At 64.5% G+C, this 14796-nt stretch carries 16 protein-coding genes and 1 pseudogene; 6 read left to right on the top strand and 11 right to left on the bottom strand.

Features of this window, described 5'->3' with window-relative positions; genetic code table 11:
• Position 1: 1 nt before the first annotated feature.
• From TVH25_RS11845 to TVH25_RS11835, 3 genes are read right to left on the bottom strand one after another with little or no spacing between them, the layout of a single operon-like run.
• Complete coding sequence (locus TVH25_RS11845; RefSeq protein ID WP_422424230.1) at positions 2–1369, bottom strand: 5-methylcytosine restriction system specificity protein McrC; 1368 nt, start codon at positions 1367–1369, stop codon at positions 2–4.
• On the bottom strand, positions 1366–2322 hold the full coding sequence (locus TVH25_RS11840) for an McrB family protein (protein ID WP_422424229.1): 957 nt from the start codon (positions 2320–2322) through the stop codon (positions 1366–1368). Before TVH25_RS11840 ends, TVH25_RS11845 begins: the two co-directional genes overlap by 4 nt.
• Complete coding sequence (locus TVH25_RS11835) at positions 2315–2959, bottom strand: hypothetical protein (RefSeq protein ID WP_422424228.1); 645 nt, start codon at positions 2957–2959, stop codon at positions 2315–2317. The genes TVH25_RS11840 and TVH25_RS11835 overlap by 8 nt, the downstream gene beginning before the upstream one ends.
• A gap of 296 nt (positions 2960–3255) precedes the next feature.
• On the opposite strand from TVH25_RS11835, the gene TVH25_RS11830 reads away from it, so the two are divergent.
• Both TVH25_RS11830 and TVH25_RS11825 read left to right on the top strand, forming a co-directional pair.
• Positions 3256–3642 (top strand): hypothetical protein, encoded by a 387-nt coding sequence (locus TVH25_RS11830; protein ID WP_422424227.1) that lies wholly within the window; start codon positions 3256–3258, stop codon positions 3640–3642.
• Between the two features lie 135 nt (positions 3643–3777).
• Positions 3778–4164, top strand: coding sequence for a hypothetical protein (locus TVH25_RS11825; RefSeq protein WP_422424226.1), 387 nt, complete (start codon positions 3778–3780; stop codon positions 4162–4164).
• A gap of 1348 nt (positions 4165–5512) precedes the next feature.
• On the opposite strand, the gene TVH25_RS11820 is transcribed toward TVH25_RS11825, so the two are convergent.
• A complete protein-coding gene (locus tag TVH25_RS11820) occupies positions 5513–5818 on the bottom strand; it encodes a helix-turn-helix domain-containing protein (RefSeq protein WP_422424225.1) in 306 nt (101 codons plus the stop codon).
• 201 nt (positions 5819–6019) lie between these two features.
• Between TVH25_RS11820 and TVH25_RS11815 the strand changes: the two genes are divergently transcribed.
• Positions 6020–7630, top strand: a complete 1611-nt coding sequence (locus TVH25_RS11815; protein ID WP_422424240.1) for a ribonuclease H-like domain-containing protein — start codon at positions 6020–6022, stop codon at positions 7628–7630.
• A gap of 273 nt (positions 7631–7903) precedes the next feature.
• Here TVH25_RS11815 and TVH25_RS11810 read toward each other — a convergent pair whose 3' ends face one another.
• Together TVH25_RS11810 and TVH25_RS11805 are read right to left on the bottom strand one after the other, a co-directional pair.
• Positions 7904–8518: a hypothetical protein gene (locus TVH25_RS11810; RefSeq protein ID WP_422424224.1), complete on the bottom strand. Its 615-nt coding sequence runs from the start codon at positions 8516–8518 to the stop codon at positions 7904–7906.
• A gap of 233 nt (positions 8519–8751) precedes the next feature.
• Positions 8752–9468, bottom strand: a complete 717-nt coding sequence (locus TVH25_RS11805; protein WP_422424223.1) for an SDR family oxidoreductase — start codon at positions 9466–9468, stop codon at positions 8752–8754.
• Positions 9469–9557: 89 nt separating this feature from the next.
• Between TVH25_RS11805 and TVH25_RS11800 the strand changes: the two genes are divergently transcribed.
• Positions 9558–10427 (top strand): LysR family transcriptional regulator, encoded by an 870-nt coding sequence (locus TVH25_RS11800; RefSeq protein ID WP_296550324.1) that lies wholly within the window; start codon positions 9558–9560, stop codon positions 10425–10427.
• 97 nt (positions 10428–10524) lie between these two features.
• Here the strand turns inward: TVH25_RS11800 and TVH25_RS11795 are convergent.
• The 4 genes and pseudogenes from TVH25_RS11795 to TVH25_RS11780 all read right to left on the bottom strand — a co-directional run.
• Positions 10525–10875 (bottom strand): annotated as a pseudogene (locus TVH25_RS11795) (acetamidase); the annotation flags it as partial.
• Between the two features lie 40 nt (positions 10876–10915).
• Positions 10916–11233 carry an NIPSNAP family protein gene (locus TVH25_RS11790; RefSeq protein ID WP_169620975.1) on the bottom strand — a complete coding sequence of 106 codons (318 nt, stop codon included), beginning with the start codon at positions 11231–11233 and terminating at the stop codon, positions 10916–10918.
• Positions 11234–11317: 84 nt separating this feature from the next.
• Positions 11318–12151, bottom strand: coding sequence for a DUF3626 domain-containing protein (locus TVH25_RS11785; protein ID WP_422424222.1), 834 nt, complete (start codon positions 12149–12151; stop codon positions 11318–11320).
• A gap of 203 nt (positions 12152–12354) precedes the next feature.
• Positions 12355–13278 carry a lactate/malate family dehydrogenase gene (locus TVH25_RS11780; protein WP_296550326.1) on the bottom strand — a complete coding sequence of 308 codons (924 nt, stop codon included), beginning with the start codon at positions 13276–13278 and terminating at the stop codon, positions 12355–12357.
• A 361-nt stretch (positions 13279–13639) separates the two neighbouring features.
• Between TVH25_RS11780 and TVH25_RS11775 the strand changes: the two genes are divergently transcribed.
• Positions 13640–13774, top strand: a complete 135-nt coding sequence (locus TVH25_RS11775; RefSeq protein WP_277350460.1) for a hypothetical protein — start codon at positions 13640–13642, stop codon at positions 13772–13774.
• A 20-nt stretch (positions 13775–13794) separates the two neighbouring features.
• Here the strand turns inward: TVH25_RS11775 and TVH25_RS11770 are convergent, their stop codons facing one another.
• Positions 13795–14154: an Rv2640c family ArsR-like transcriptional regulator gene (locus TVH25_RS11770; RefSeq protein WP_169620978.1), complete on the bottom strand. Its 360-nt coding sequence runs from the start codon at positions 14152–14154 to the stop codon at positions 13795–13797.
• Between the two features lie 95 nt (positions 14155–14249).
• On the opposite strand from TVH25_RS11770, the gene TVH25_RS11765 reads away from it, so the two are divergent.
• Positions 14250–14756, top strand: coding sequence for an ArsI/CadI family heavy metal resistance metalloenzyme (locus TVH25_RS11765; protein WP_169620979.1), 507 nt, complete (start codon positions 14250–14252; stop codon positions 14754–14756).
• Positions 14757–14796: the final 40 nt, after the last annotated feature.

The following is a 14796-nucleotide window of genomic DNA, read 5'->3' as shown; positions in this document are numbered from 1 at the left end:
CTCAGCCGGTAGCGGAGATCAGCCCGGTCAGCGACTGCGCCATCGCGTCCATCTCGGCGTCGATGTCAGCGGCGGCCAGGTCGACCCGGTATTGAACGACGAGGGTGTCGCCGATGCGGCCGGATACGACTAGGCCGCCGTTTGTATTCGACTGACGCGGGTGGATCGTCATCACTACGGGACTGGCGTAGCGCGCGCCGTAGGTGATCACCTGCTCCAGCTCACTTCGGTCCGCGTTCTGAGCCACCCTCGTGTACTTGACGTCCGCGACAAGCGGGAACGAGCCATCGGCGGACTCGAACAAGATGTCCGGTGTGGCGTTCTGAGAGCCGACACCGGTGACGCTCGAATGGACCGGCAGGGCTTCCTTCTCGTCTCTGGTGATCCGCTCGAACAGCGGGCGCCTGCCCGGGGCAACGTTGCCGTCCAGCACAGACAGGTCCGGCTGGTCTATGAGGCTGCGCTGCAAGCTGAGGCGGACGAAGCTCTCGAACAAGTCCTCTGTCTTGACCAGCAGCGATCCGGCCGAGAGTGAACCACTATCGGCGTCGAGGTCCAGGCCGTGGCCGTTCAGGATGGCCACGGCCAGGTCGAGCGCGGGCCGGTAGTATGCACGAGCCTCCGGCAGCGCGGCCGATCCGCGGACTTGGGCATCGCTCATGAACCTGTGGTGGCGATCGTCGCCGGCCTTCTCAAGCACCCGCAGCGCGTTCCCGAGTCGGGTGATCCGGCGCCGGACGTCCCGGGTCAGGTGCTGCGATCGGTACCGGCCGTGGAGCAGCAGCGCAGCGGCCTTGAGACAGCGATTAGGAGCATTGTCCGCAGTCTTCTCGAACCAGGAGTACACGGCCTTGTGCTCGATCCCGCGCGAGGCGTACCGATTGATCGTCGCCGACATCTCGATCCGGCCGTGAGGGTACGAGGAACCGTCCGTGCGTCGATGGTAGGTGCGAAGCAGGCCTCGCTCCTCGATCGCATCGACGGCTATCAATAGCGCGTCAGTCGTCACGTCGAGCATCCAGTCCTCCCACCGATCAGTCACTCGGTAGGTCCGCAGCGCAGCGATGGCAGTCGGGACGTAACCGCACACCGACACCATGTGCGTCAGGTTGGTCAGCGGGAACCGCGGGCGAACCTGCACGGTGACGTCGTCAGTGAGCGCGAACACCCCGCTGACGCCTCTGGATCGGAGTCGGAGTCTGCCGTCCTTGAAGTCCGTGGTGACGTAGTGCTTGAGCACGTCTTCGGCGAGGCACAGAGTCCCGTCGCTGCGCAGCACCTGTTCGGGCGCGACCTCGATGTCGCCGTACTCGTCGCACGTCACCACGGTGCGCCCTGGCCCAGTCAGATGCGCTACCGCCGGGCTCATGACTGCTCGTCAGGGTCCGCAGGCCCGGGCGCGCCGTTGCCGATGAAAATTCTGTTCCATCCGCTCACGACCTCCTTGTGCGATGGCTCGTCGTATTTGAAGGCACGGTCGATGAGGTAATGCAGTTGGTAGTCCCACACGTCTTGGAGCGTTGATTCGTCCACCACCGGGGAGAAGTAGGCGTGGCCAACCGAGGCTGCCGGGTTCTTCTTCGCGCGGCCGTTCGTCGCCCGGAACCAGGCCACCAACCGCTTGGCGAGCTCGTCGGGGACGCCGTTATCGCTGAGCATCGTCTCCAACGTCGCGGCGTCGGGGAGCATCTCGATCTTGGCGAACCGACGTTCGAATGCCGCATCCACGTCATCAACCCCGCGGTCGAACGGATTCATGGTTGCAATCAGCCACAGATTCTGCGGAATCGTCCACTGGTCACCCGATGGCAGGGTGAATGAGATGTCGCGCTTGGACTTCTCGATGTAGGTCAGCGCCTCGCCGAATACCCGCCCGACGTCGGCCCGGCTTAGCTCGTCGATCACCAGGACGTGCGGGCGACCTTCCGAGTCCATGCGGGCCTTGTCGACAATCCGCAGGAAAACGCCCTGCTTCGGCTCGAAACCACCACCGTTCTGCTTCGGTCGGAATCCCTGTATGAAGTCCTCGAATTGGTACGAGGCGTGGAACTGGATGAATTCCTGGCGCGCGGTGTCCCCGTCGGTGAGGAGGGTCGCGGCCTCGCCGGCGAGCCATGTCTTGCTCGTGCCGGGCGGGCCGCTCAGGATGACCCCGCCGAACTGTTTGAGGAGACGCTCGACCTCGGCGAGCCGCGGGTCCTCCGAGGACAGTATCGGCGCGTCCGGCGCGCTTGACCCGTGTGACGCCGAGGCACGGGCCGACGGTCCGATGCCCAGATCGTCTGCGGTGAGGTGACGCGCGCCGTGGATCGGCTTAGTCATCGGTGGGCTCCTCCTCGTACTCGGCCGGTGCGACCGCCAGCGGCTCAAACCATCCGATATCGGGCTCGTCCCCGGTCGTGAACAGCGTGTCGAAGTCTGACCCTGGAGCGGTGGACTCGAACCGGAACACCTTGCAGAAGCCGTCGATGAGATCCTGCGCGGTCGATGCGGCGGGATCGAAGCTGTAGTCGCGCAAGAAGAATCCGGCGAACGGCCAGGCCGGCTGCCGCTGGCCATTCAGGTGCGCGCCGAGCGCCTGTTGTGCGTGGTCCGACGGAAGGCTGAAGCCGGTGCCGGCGGCGTCGAGCATGAAGCGCGAGACCTTGCGTAGCGAACTCGGCGCGTAGCTGCCGGGGATATTCGGGTTTAGCCAATACCCGGACGGGTCGTGCTTGGTCCGCGACGAGATCGGCCGGTAGTTCGGCTTGTTCGGTGGGCCGCCTTGGACGGCCAGCAGCCGCCCGACCTCGCTCCACACTGGCTCGATGCCAGTGAGAGTCCCATCCTCGACGCTGCGCTTGCGGATGTGCAGGTACGCGAGGAACTGCTCGTGGATGAAGGGCTTCCGCAGGGCATCGATGCTGCGGCGCACCGCGTCTATAGTCAGCACCTTGCGAGGTGGGGCTGGGAATGTCACCGGCCGAGCGTATCGCGGGAGGTAGCTCGACGCGTTGACGCTCCCGCGATCGTGCGATAGCCACTACGTGGTCCGCAACGATCGTCAGTTGCTGAGCCGCGGCAGTGCGATGCGGGTCAGCTGCCGTGGTTGATTAGACGCGGCGCCTTCGCAACCTCGTTGGGCATCCCTGGCCGCTTGCTCTGTTGGCATCTGCATTGCGTCGCGCTGCCGCGACCGCATGGCTCCTTCGAGACCGATCCTGGCAATAGTGCTGCTGCAGAGGCGCTTCGGTAAGCCTCCAGCGCACTGTGTTGGTGGAGGCGACAGAGATCGATTACGCCGATGGCAAGGGCCGTATGCGTTGGGCGGTATTCGAGTGGGGAGATGGCATGGTTGGCCAGTATTTCTCCGCGACGTGGGGTTCCCGGAGTTTGAGGACATTCCAAAAGAAGGATCTACAAACCGCGCTTGAGCAGGTTCGTGCTGATGAAGCCGAACTCGCGAAGGTCGGGAAGGTCAGTGTCCAGCCGTGCAAACTCGCTGCGTCGTTCTGGTGCGGTCCGCTCGATACCTTCAACAGCCCTTGCTCCGCCTCCGCTTCCCTCGTCGGTTTGGGATTGTCTTCGTCGGCGTCAATTGGCTCACGGGAGTCGCATGATTGGGGCACCACGCCCGGTAACGGTCGCCGCCGGGCCAACTGACCTGCAGCTGCTGACCATCCTGTATCCCCGGGCGACCGCGTGTCTCCGGGATGCTGCTGTCCCGAGACGTCAGGTGTCGAATCTACGATGCCCGGCATGGCCGGAAAACCGAAGAAGTCGAAGCAGCGGTAAGGCGTGCTGGCGGAGCATGACCTCAAGCGGTTCGCCCACCTGCGCAGAGACCCGAAGCGACTTGACGAGATGCTGCAGAAGCTGCAGTCCCGCAAAGAGCGCGGGATAGTGGCGCAAGCTGAACTGGACGCGATCACCAAGCTCGAAGCCTTCCGCAAGCACGTCGAGCGCGTGCGAGCCGGTCGACCCACCAAGCAGGACCGCAAGGACATGAAGGGTCTGCGGGGCCGTCGAACCACCGGCGACAAGCAGGATCTAGAAGGGGTCTTCGAGGATCTGGGACGGGGTCGGCTCCAAGCCGCCAAGATCCGATCGGTCCGGCCATCATCGACCGTGGGGGTCCGACGTGTTGTCAGCGGCGGTGCCCCGGGCCTCGGCCGCCGCGGCTGATCTCTAGACGGTCGGGCTACCGTCGACTGTGATCGCCGGCAGCGGTTACGGGCGCCGCCGGGCGCCGGGCGCCGGGTGGCTCGGAATCGTTCGATTCCGAGCCCTGAACGGTGAGACACCTTCGCCGGACCGGAGCTGCTCCTCCGACGTCTGATGCGCGATGATGCACAGTGTGCGGCACGGGCTGCTGCACACTGTGCTTCGCCTGTTGGACCCCGCACGCGCGCAAGCGCCCAACTGTCATGGTCGAGTACTCCTTGTAAGGAGCGTTGTGAGCACCGTCGGTGGCCTGGCTATGCCAACGAACGCCCGTTCCTGGCTCCGCTTGCCGGACTGCAGAGGATGTCACGAAGGACCTCGCGGACACGCAACTGCGTCGCTGTCCCCTCAGGCGAGAGCAGAAGCCTATGAATCTATTGCGACGCCCGAGCAGCGGAGAACTTGACTATGCCAGTAGATGACCCGACACCGGATCTCACTCAAATCATCGACTTGGGTGACCTCAATGCAGTGTCACCGACAGCAGTCAGATGGGCAACGTCGGCACTCAGGCAAGCCGAATCGATTCTCGAGACCGTAGCCTCCATGCTCGAGAACGGTGTCCCAGCTCCGACGGACAGACAGGCACAAGCGCTTCGAAACATCCAGGACGCAGCGTCGGAGTGCTTGCCCGACCAGCGCGTAATCGATTCATTTGCAGATGATCTCGCCGCGCTGCGAAAGCGAAGGGCCATTCAGGATCAGCAGAGAGTTGCCGCTGACCGACGAGCCAAATTCTGCCCAATCCACAACATTGGGCTACCGGCATCTGGAATCTGCGATGATTGCGAATGAGTCGATGAGTGTGTTACCAGGAGACGGTGAGCTGAGTGATAGCAGTCTGGGGCTGTTACGCGAGTGCGGCGACCTGGTCCGAGATCAGTATCGCGCTTGGGGGTGTCACCAAAACAGGCCGCTCAGCGCCAGAATTGCGGTTGCAACGAGGTCGCGGCGCGCGTCGAGCAGCAGGTTCGAGCTGATGTCGTGACGCACCATCTCGGCCTGGGTTGCTCGCCCTGAACCGACATACCTCTACCGGGTCCACTACAGGAGAGCCTCGACCGAGCACGGTCAGCGACGCCGCGGTGCGGGTGCAGAAGGCGTCCGCTGCCGCTGTCCCGCTGGTGATCCACGCATCGTGGTGGCCGTCACCAACAGGTCGTAGGCGGCATCAGCGGCGGCATTAGTGTCGGTGGCCGAGCGCTCTGGGATAGCGGCCGCCACCAGGTCCGCCCGAGCAGCGCGGGCGGGCAGCTCGGATCGTCGTACCAGCCGTCGTAGACACCGGTTTGGTCGTGGTAGGACGAGATCAGATCCGGGATCGCCGCACGGGTGGCCGGTTCCGGGGTCCGGTCGAGGAACAGCCGCGTCCACGCCAGCAGGTCTCGCGCAAGGCGCCGGTGGCCGCGGGCAACTCGGCGTCGCGCCTCCCGAAGATCGCGTCCTCGACGATCGCTTCCATGGTTGCCCATCGACGGTAGATCGCGGCCGTGCCGACGCCCGCCCGCCGGGCTATCGCGGTGATGGTGGCCTTCTGGTAGCCGGTCTCGGCGAGCAACTCCCGAGTGGCGGCAAGGATCGACCGGTCGAGCTGCGGGTCGCGAGGCCTGCCCACCCGCGGTGTTCCGGCTGTCGAGCTGCAGCGACGAGTAGGGATCGCGATGCCACTTTGAGTCGATCCGCCGTTCGCAACGTCGCCAACTGGCTTTCGTGCGGCGCCATGAGTCGGTCTGCGACGCTACCACTTTGCATGTTGCGATCTGCTGTCATTCTTGACGGCCAACCGACAGCGCTGTCGTTCTAGGGTGTGCTGGTGATGCTGCCATTCACTGCCGCGCCCGTCTGGCTGACTAAGAGCGATCTGACTCAGTTCCTGCGTTGCAGGCAGGGTTTCGTGCTCCTTCGCAGCGGCGACGTCGCCGAGTCCGCCGCGGTGGGTACCAGCGAGCGCGCCGTCATCGACGCGGGTACAGGCTTCGATCGCGCAGCGCGCTCCGAGGCCACCCCGATCGTCGACGACGCCGGCAAGCCGGTGGCGATTGCCGATCTGTTCGCCACCGACGCGTTTGTGTTCACCCACCATCCCTTCGTCAACCGGGACCTGCGCTTCCGAGGAATACCGGACGGAATCAACATGGCCTCGGGTGAGCTCCAGCCCCTCGAGATCAAGCACCGTACACAGCACCAGCTGTCCGATCTGTTTGAGCTGGCGTTCTACTGGCTGCTCCTCGAGCCGTACCGCCTGGTCCCGCAGGCCGATCCGGTCGGGTGGCTTCAGCTTGCTGACGGGGCGGGCGGCCGGATAGACCCCATCCGACTCGACATCCCCGCGGAAGCGCTTGCGGAGGTGCACGACGTGGCCACGCAGGCGCGTTCGGCTCTCACAGACGGCGTCGAGCCGTTCTGGTGTAACTGCACCGTGTGCCGGCAACACCCCCAGAGTGCGACCGCGCGCCGGACCGCCCCCGTGAGGGTCATCAGCGGGATCGGCTACCGCACCGGCGCGGCCCTGGTCGCCGGCGGTGTCGACACGGTTGGACAGCTCGCCGATCTTTCACGTGAGGACATTCGTTCCGCGCTGGCCCCAAACCGACTCCGGAAGCCGTCTGACAACACGATCGACAGTTGGAAGGAACACGCGCGGGTGTTCATCGCGAACACCGCGAAACTGATTTCCGGCCATCATGATTCGCTGCCCGATCGGTTCATCGCATTCGATCTCGAATACCAGTCCTACGCGCCATGGGTGGTGTGGCTGTTGTGTGCGCACGCTGTCGGTGTGGAGGGTCCGCACCGGATCACGATCTTCTCCGACGAGACCGGGCAGGGAGCGTTGATCGCCGAGTTCGCAGGATTCCTGGCCAAGTATCCGGATCTTCCCGTTGTGACCTGGGGTGGGACATCAGCTGACCTCCCCGCATTGAGACGCGTAGTCGCGCACTATCCGATGTCGGAGTCCTTCGATGCGGCAGCCTTCCTTGAGACCCTCGAATCACGACACCTCGACCTGCACCAGTGGGCGAAGAAGGCTCTGTTCCTCCCGATTACGCGCCGAGGCGTCAAAGAGGTCGCCGAGTATTTCGGGCTTGCCATCGATACCGACGTAGGCGGTGGATTGATGGCGGACAGCCTATGGCGGACATATCGAGAGACCGGCGATGGTGCGTTGAAGGACCGGTTGATCGCCTACAACCGGTCCGACGTCACGATTCTGGCCGGCGTCTGCGCGCACCTCGAGGCCGTTCACGTCGGATCCACTCCCCCTGTTCTTGCGCCGCCGCAGTTATCACACGAAGAGTTCATCTCGCACGAGACACCCGCGCAGCTGAATACTCAAGCCGCCCACAAGCGCGGTTCCTGGCGACGCAGGTTGTGGGAGCGACTGAGAGACAGAATCGGGCGCAGGGCAGTCCCAGCCTCATCGTGAAGCAACCCAGGCGTTGTTTGGCGGCACTGCACCCGCGGTCCGCGGGCTCGGGCTGCTGCGTTCAGCTCCGCTCGTTGCACCTACATTAGCGAGACCCCTCGACACGCCCGAGGTCCGTCAAACTGCACCGGCGAGTCCCGTTAATCCTCGCTGCATCTCGACAGCTGTTGAGATACGGCGAAGACTGACAACTCGATTTCCCTGGATTGACAACGCTTCGCCGGACCAAGCACCTTCACCGGTCCCAGATGCCGCTTCTGCAGACTCATCCCGTCACGAAATTGAGACTGGTCCAGTCGTTCCTGTCACTGCCCATTGTCCGTCTGCGTGATCGAGGACGTAGGTGAGGCCCAGTCCGCAGTCGATGCCGCACCACAGTCCGGCGCCGACGTGGACCGTTCCGTCGTCCTGTCGCTCGACGGGCGCCAGTCCGACAATGACGCCGTCGTTGTCGACCCCGGTCAGGCCCAGTCGTGCGGACCTGGCCCGAAGCTGAGGTTCTGCGACGAACTCGACGGGTGGCAGATCGACGGCCTGGGCTGTGATTTCGTTTTTCAGATCGGCATCGAACTGCAGTCCGTCAGCGACGATCAACATTTCCGAGCTGCGTGATGCGGGACCGTCGACGAGGTAGACATACCCGACCGGGGTCGGTGCTTTCGCGAACGGATTGTCCACGAGGATCAAGTGGTGCAGGGCGGCAGAGTAGGTCTGTGACTGTTCGCTTGGTGCAGGTGGGCTGGTGGTCGGGTCGAGTTGACCCGGGCCGGCTCCGGTGTCCGTGCTCGAGCAGCCGGCCAGGGCAACAGCAAGGACCAGTGCGGTGGCCACCGCTCGAATTCCCATGACGCCGGACAGCATCGACAGCGGAGAGGTAACAGTGGGCATTCGCGGAGCACCTCCCTGGCTTTCGTGGGTGCGACCGGTTGTAAAGGTCAGCTGAAGAGTGCACCGACAGTGACGAGCATCGTCACCAACTCTGTCATCTGTCAATCCGTCAGTGCAGGCGGGAGCGGCGCTACGGTTACATTGATTCGAGCTGTCGGCGATCACCTGGTACACCGTCGGGCCACTGTTCAGCCCGTCGATCGCGGTGCTTCGTGACACCGGGAACCGCGCGCTCACCAGGGAATGGTGCCGGCGTCGTCGAAGAATCCGCCGCGGGGTCCGTCGTCGGGGAGGGTGGCGAGTGCGACGGCGATGGCGGCACCTTGCTCTGGAGATCGGGCCGAGTTGTGGCCGGTGAAGTCGGTGGCGACGTAGCCGGGACAGCACGCGTTGACGAGGATGCTCGTGTTCGACAGTGCTCGGGTGTACTGGGCGGTGATGCTGTTGAGCATGGTTTTCGACGGCGCATAGGCGGCCATCTGAGGTCCCGTTTGCAGCGCGAGGGACCCCATGTTGCTGGACACGTTGACGATGCGCGGTGAGTCGGATTGCCGCAGCAGTGGGAGAACAGCATTGGTGATCCGGATGACGCCGAACACATTGGTGTCCAGGACCTGCTGCAGGACATCGAGGTCCATCGTTGTCGGGTCCTGCGCGCCGTCATCGGTTCGGCCTCCGACGCCGGCGTTGTTGATCAGCACATCGAGCCTGCCTGCCTCGCGCGCGACGGTGGCCGCCGCTGCCGCCACGCTGTCGTCCGACGTCACGTCGAGAGCGACGCCGAAGACGTCGATTCCCTCGCTGCGGAGGCGAGCCACGGCCTCGGTGCGGCGGGCGTCGTCACGGGCCCCGAGTGCGACGCGGAACCCTCGTCCGCCGAGTCCGCAAGCGATCGCATAGCCGATTCCCTTGTTCGCGCCGGTGACCAGCGCTGTCTTGGTGGTGTTCACTCTTCGATCTTCGCCGCGTGGACTCGCGGCGTCCAAGACCGATCACCTCTTCTGTGATACCCGGTGAGTATCGAGGTAGCGTGGTGGATGTGTCCGATCTGGAGACGCGTGACTTCCGCTATTTCCTCGCCGTTGCCGACGAGTTGCACTTCGGTAGGGCGGCAGACCTGCTCGGCATCACGCAACCGCCGCTGTCCCGTGCGATCCAGCAGCTCGAGTCGAGGCTCGGCGTGAAGTTGTTCGAGCGCAACCGTCGTGGCGTCGAGCTCACCGACGCCGGACGGGTCCTGGTGAGCGAGGCGCACACGGTGATCGACGCGGTTGAGGCTGCGGCTCATCGGACCCGGCGAGCCGGAAGTCCTCGGGGACCACTGGTGCTTGCAACGAAAGCCGGTGCGTCCCTCGAGGTACTGCAACGGTTGCTCGGGGAGGCCGCCCAGCGCAGTGACGTTCCGGATGTCGAGGTACTGCTGTGTGAGGTCGGGGAGCAGGCGGCGCTGCTGCGCGGGGGCCGGGCCGATGTGGCGATCATGCACCGGCCGGTCGATGATCTCGACGGCTTCGACACCGAAGAACTGCTTGTCGAGGGGCAGGTGGCCATTGTTCCCGCGGGTCACTTTCTCGCGGCGCGGACGCACGTCACGCTTGCCGAGATTCGAGACATCCCCGGTCTGCCGTTGGCCCGGTGGCCGAAACTTGATGGCAGCTACCCGGATGGTCCTGGTCCGGAGGTGCGTACTCAATCGGCCATCGCCCAACTCGTGGCATTGGGCAAGGCACTCCTGGTGATTCCCGCCTCCAGTCGTGCGTGGCAGTGGCCGCAGCATGTGGCGATCCCTGTCACCGACGCCGTCTCGATCACCACGGTGCTGGCGTGGCCGGCAGGGAGTCGTTCCGCGGGGATCGGGGCGTTTGCGCGATTGGCGGCCGAGGTCGGTAGGTCAGAGGAACGACCGTAGCCTGGCTGCATTTCCTTCGTCAGGCCCGAAAGCGTCGAATGACCGCTGTTGCCGTGAGTTCTGCACGCCGGGCAGTGTCGCCGACGCGGGTACACGATCAGCTGAAATGCTCCTTGTAGATCTGCCCGTGAACGGCAACGGTCCGGGCGACCATCCGCGACACCGTGAAGTCGGCCGCTGCCGAGAGATATGCATACGCGGTCGGGCGGTCCAAACCCTGATGGTGTTCGAGGAAATCCAGAGCGTTGACCACAGCCCGGCGCATCGCAACATCGAGGTCACTGCCCTGACCGTCGATCGCGCCGTCCGGATCGGACAGCCCGATGGGGATCCAAGACTCGGCAGTTTCCGCGAACGGACAGCGGTAGGCGACGCTCGGTGCGTCTCCCGATCCGTGTTTGCAGACGGTCAATCGGAAGATCGCGCGCAGTGAACCTTCCATCGCCGATCGGGACAGACACGCTCCGGCACGCCGTACGCACAGAGGTTCAGGGGAGCCTGCCGTCGAAGATCGGCCGCATGAAGGTGCGCTCGTAGCGGAGCACGCATCCGCTCCGGTCCCGAATCGCGTTGGCCGCGCGGAACTCGTCGTCGGAATCGAACAACGCGCGGTAGCGCTCGTACGCGGCGAGGGACTCGAACGAGAAGAGAGCCAGCGCACGGTCGCTGGCACCCTCACCGGGAAGGAAGTATCCGTGGTGGGTACCGCCGTGTTTGTCGACGAGCGCGATCCATGCGCGAGCGAACCTCTCGAAGTCGTCGATTTTCACCGGGTCGATCGTGTACTCCACAACGCACGTGATCATGCCGCGAGGGTAGTGCCGCAGGGGTGCTCTCGGGCGGACGAATCACAATCTGTTCAGCGACTTCGGCATAGGCGCAGCGGCCCGTCACCACGCAGATGCTCTCCGGCCGTACCGGGCGACGTAATGCCACACTTTCTTCAGATCCTGTGGGTCGACGCTCCCCAACCGAGCTGGTCCGAGCGAATACGGCGTGATCCACCCGTGCCGGGCGACCGAGCGAGCCACCGCGACCACCGCATTCCCTCGGTACTCCGGATGAACCTCGGCTTGTTCTACCGCGAGTCTGTAGCCGTCGTGCCACACAACAGCACAGGGCACCGTCCTTGCGATGTCCTCGAACCGAGTGCCTCGGTAGCTCGGGTCCAGAACGAGTGCCTCGACGTCACATTCGATGTTGATGGGTCCGTGCACATGGGCCTCGATGTAGTGGTCGAGCGGATCGTCGAACTCGGCAACCGCCGCGGCCTGCAGCAGATGACTCGATGTCTCCGCGGTCCCGAACAACTGTGGTTCGTGCACGCTGTCGGGAAAGCAGAACGTGGTGCGCTCGAGAGTGTGCTCAGCCAGCACGAAGTACGACGACCCGAACCGCGGCGAACCACCGTAACCATCGCAATGACGGTCGAGGGAGCCGTACTTGGGACGATCCGACGCCGGCCGGGAGTCGTAGACACCACCGAACATCCGGCTTTCCCACCGCCACCGATCACCGCCTTCGAATGCCGTGAGTCCACCATTGCCCGTATTCGTCTCGAACTGCGAGAGATAGGCGCCACGACGGGCAATTGCGGACAGCGTCGACAGCCCACGGTACGGAGCATCCGGATGAAAATGCATCGTCACCCGCATCGACCCGTCGATGCTCTCCCCCGCAGCCAACGCACGTACGTGGGCAACTGCGGCCTCGGCCGAATCCACCGCTCCCTCCATCCCCCACTCTCCCGCCGTGCGACGCTACAACTCCAACCACGCCGTTGCACAGTGCATTCTGACTCGAGCTGCCGCCCGTACTCCGATTGAAGACGATTGCGCTGCACGCCACTCCGGGAGTAGCCGTCGATCCGAAAACGAGTATCGAGGGGCCGGCACGATTTCGCGCACGGTGCGCGACCCGACGACAATCAGAGGATCGTCTCGACCGCGCGTTGCAGGGTGTGTGCGCTGGCTTCGAGTGCGGCACGTTCCTGTTCCGTCATCGGGGGCTGATGCATCTGGCTTACTCCGGCGCGGCCGAGCACCGAAAGCAACGACATCGTGACTCGGTACTCCGGGTGGTATCCGGCGACGGTGAAGACGGCCTGCTCGTCGCGCAGAACCGCTTCGGCCAGTCGTGCGCTCACCGCGCCGATACCGTACTGGCTCGCGCCGATCCCTTCGATGATGTTGATGTTGGCATAGCGGATTTCTGCCTCCACCCGGTCGCGGATCTGCTGACCCTGCTCGGCCAGCAGGTCGAGTACCGGCACGCCCGCAGCGGTGGCCGACGACCAGAGCAGCACCTCGCTGGTGCCGTGTTCGCCGATCACGAAAGCCTGGATATCGCTGGGACTGACTCCGAGATGATCGCCGAGGTGGACCCGGAAGCGCAGACTGTCGAGCACGGTGCCGGTGGAGAACACCCGGTCGTGCCCGGCCAGCACACGGGTCAGGTCCGCCAAGGGGTCCGGCGGGTCGGTGACCACCATGATCGTGGCGTCCGGTGCTGCCGCGACGAGTCCGGGGATCAACTCCCGATATACCCCGGCATTGTGTTCGAGCAACCGCAGTCGGCCCGCCGGGTCGCTCCGGTCGGTCGCGCCGCCTGCGGCTTCGTTCTCGCCCGCTGTGACGATCAACAGATCCGCGCCGTCGAGGTCGTCTCGCTCCCCGGCGCGCACGTCCACCGGCGGAACCAGCGGCGTTCCGTAGCGCATGTCGAGCGCCACTGCCTGTGCCCGCTTCACGTTCTTGTCCACCAGCACGATTTCCCTGGCGGTCCCCCTGCCCAGCAGTGCAAGGGTGGTAGCCGATCCGACCGCGCCGACCCCCACCACGCCGATCTTCACGGCCGCCGCCGAGGACGAGGCGGATGGATCGGAACCGATGTGCAGCAGTGTGTTTCGCGAAGCCCGGGGATACTTGTCACGTTGTGGATCCTTGCCGTAGGTCTGCGCCTTCAGCGTGTGCGGAGGTGGTCCGCTTGCTCGGCATTCCGTCGAGTCCAGTACACACCGTGGTCACGGCTTCCGCAGTGAATCCCGCACGACCAGATCGACGTCGACGCCGGTCTTCCGGCGTGCCGGCACCCTGCGCGTGCATCCCGACAGCTGGCCGGTATACGAAAGGAAGCGAATGCGCTTGTAACAACGCCGCGTTCGGCCCCGATTCGTTCGGTGAAGGCTGTCACTACCACGTCAGGAGCGGAACATGGGATCGGTCGAGATCATCACGTGGCTTCAGGAGGGTGCGAGCCAGGGAGACCCCATCCGGGGGCCGCTCTACGTCATCACCTTTATCGCACTGGGCCTGTACAGCGTCCTCTTCGAGGGTGCCATCATCTGAGCCCGGCACTGTTCACCGTGTCAGGTGCAGCAGTTCGGGTCCAGTACGACGCGCAGCGCTTCGAGTGCGTCCGTTCGTACACGGTGGTAGACGTTCATTCCGTTGCGGGTGGATTCCACCATTCCGGCTTTCCGCAGCTGCCCGAGATGGTGACTGACGGTGGATTCCGCCAGGTCGACGGCCGTGGCGAGGTCGCATGTGCACACTTCGCCGGCGGGGTCGGTGAGCAGGATCGACATCAGCTGGATGCGGGTCGGATCCGCCAGCGCTTTGAGGCGGAGCGCCACTTCGAGTGCAGCGTTGCCGCTCATCGGGGCAGCGGACACCGGTTCGCAGCAAATCGGTGTGGTGATGTCGACGACGGGCAGTGCCTTGGGCATGGGAACTATTCTGCCGACCTCCTTGACATATGTCAAAAAGGTGGACCACACTGGAAGCCGCTAATTCGATGTATGTCTCACACGTGGAGGTTCCCATGTCCCGCGCTCAGCTCGCACTCAACGTCGACGACCTGTCCGAGGCCGTTGCTTTCTACTCGAAGTTGTTCGGTGCCGAGCCGAACAAGCTCCGACCCGGGTATGCGAACTTCGCCCTGTCGGAACCGCCGCTCAAGTTGGTGCTCCTCGAGAATCCCGGCAAGGGCGGTTCGCTCAATCACCTGGGCGTCGAGGTCGAATCCAGCGAGAAGGTGCACGAGGAGATCGCCCGGCTCACCGATGCCGGACTGTTCACCGAAGAGGAGATCGGCACCACGTGCTGCTTCGCGACGCAGGACAAGGTGTGGGCCACCGCCCCGGACGGCGAGAAGTGGGAGGTCTACACCGTGCTCGCCGACAGCGAGACCTTCGGTACCAGCCCCACGCTGCTCGCGGACGAAAACTCCGGTGCGGCAGCGTGTTGTGGCTCGGCCGCCTCGTCTGCCGCTACCGAACCCGTCGCCGGCATCGGCGCCGCCGCGGAGCAGCCGACTTCGTGCTGCTGACGCCCGAACCCCGGTCGTCCTCCCGGGTGTGTGTCCGGGA

This window comes from Rhodococcus sp. 7Tela_A2, from assembly GCF_049311045.1.
Lineage (GTDB): Bacteria > Actinomycetota > Actinomycetes > Mycobacteriales > Mycobacteriaceae > Rhodococcus.
This window is presented reverse-complemented; position numbering and strand designations above follow the sequence as displayed.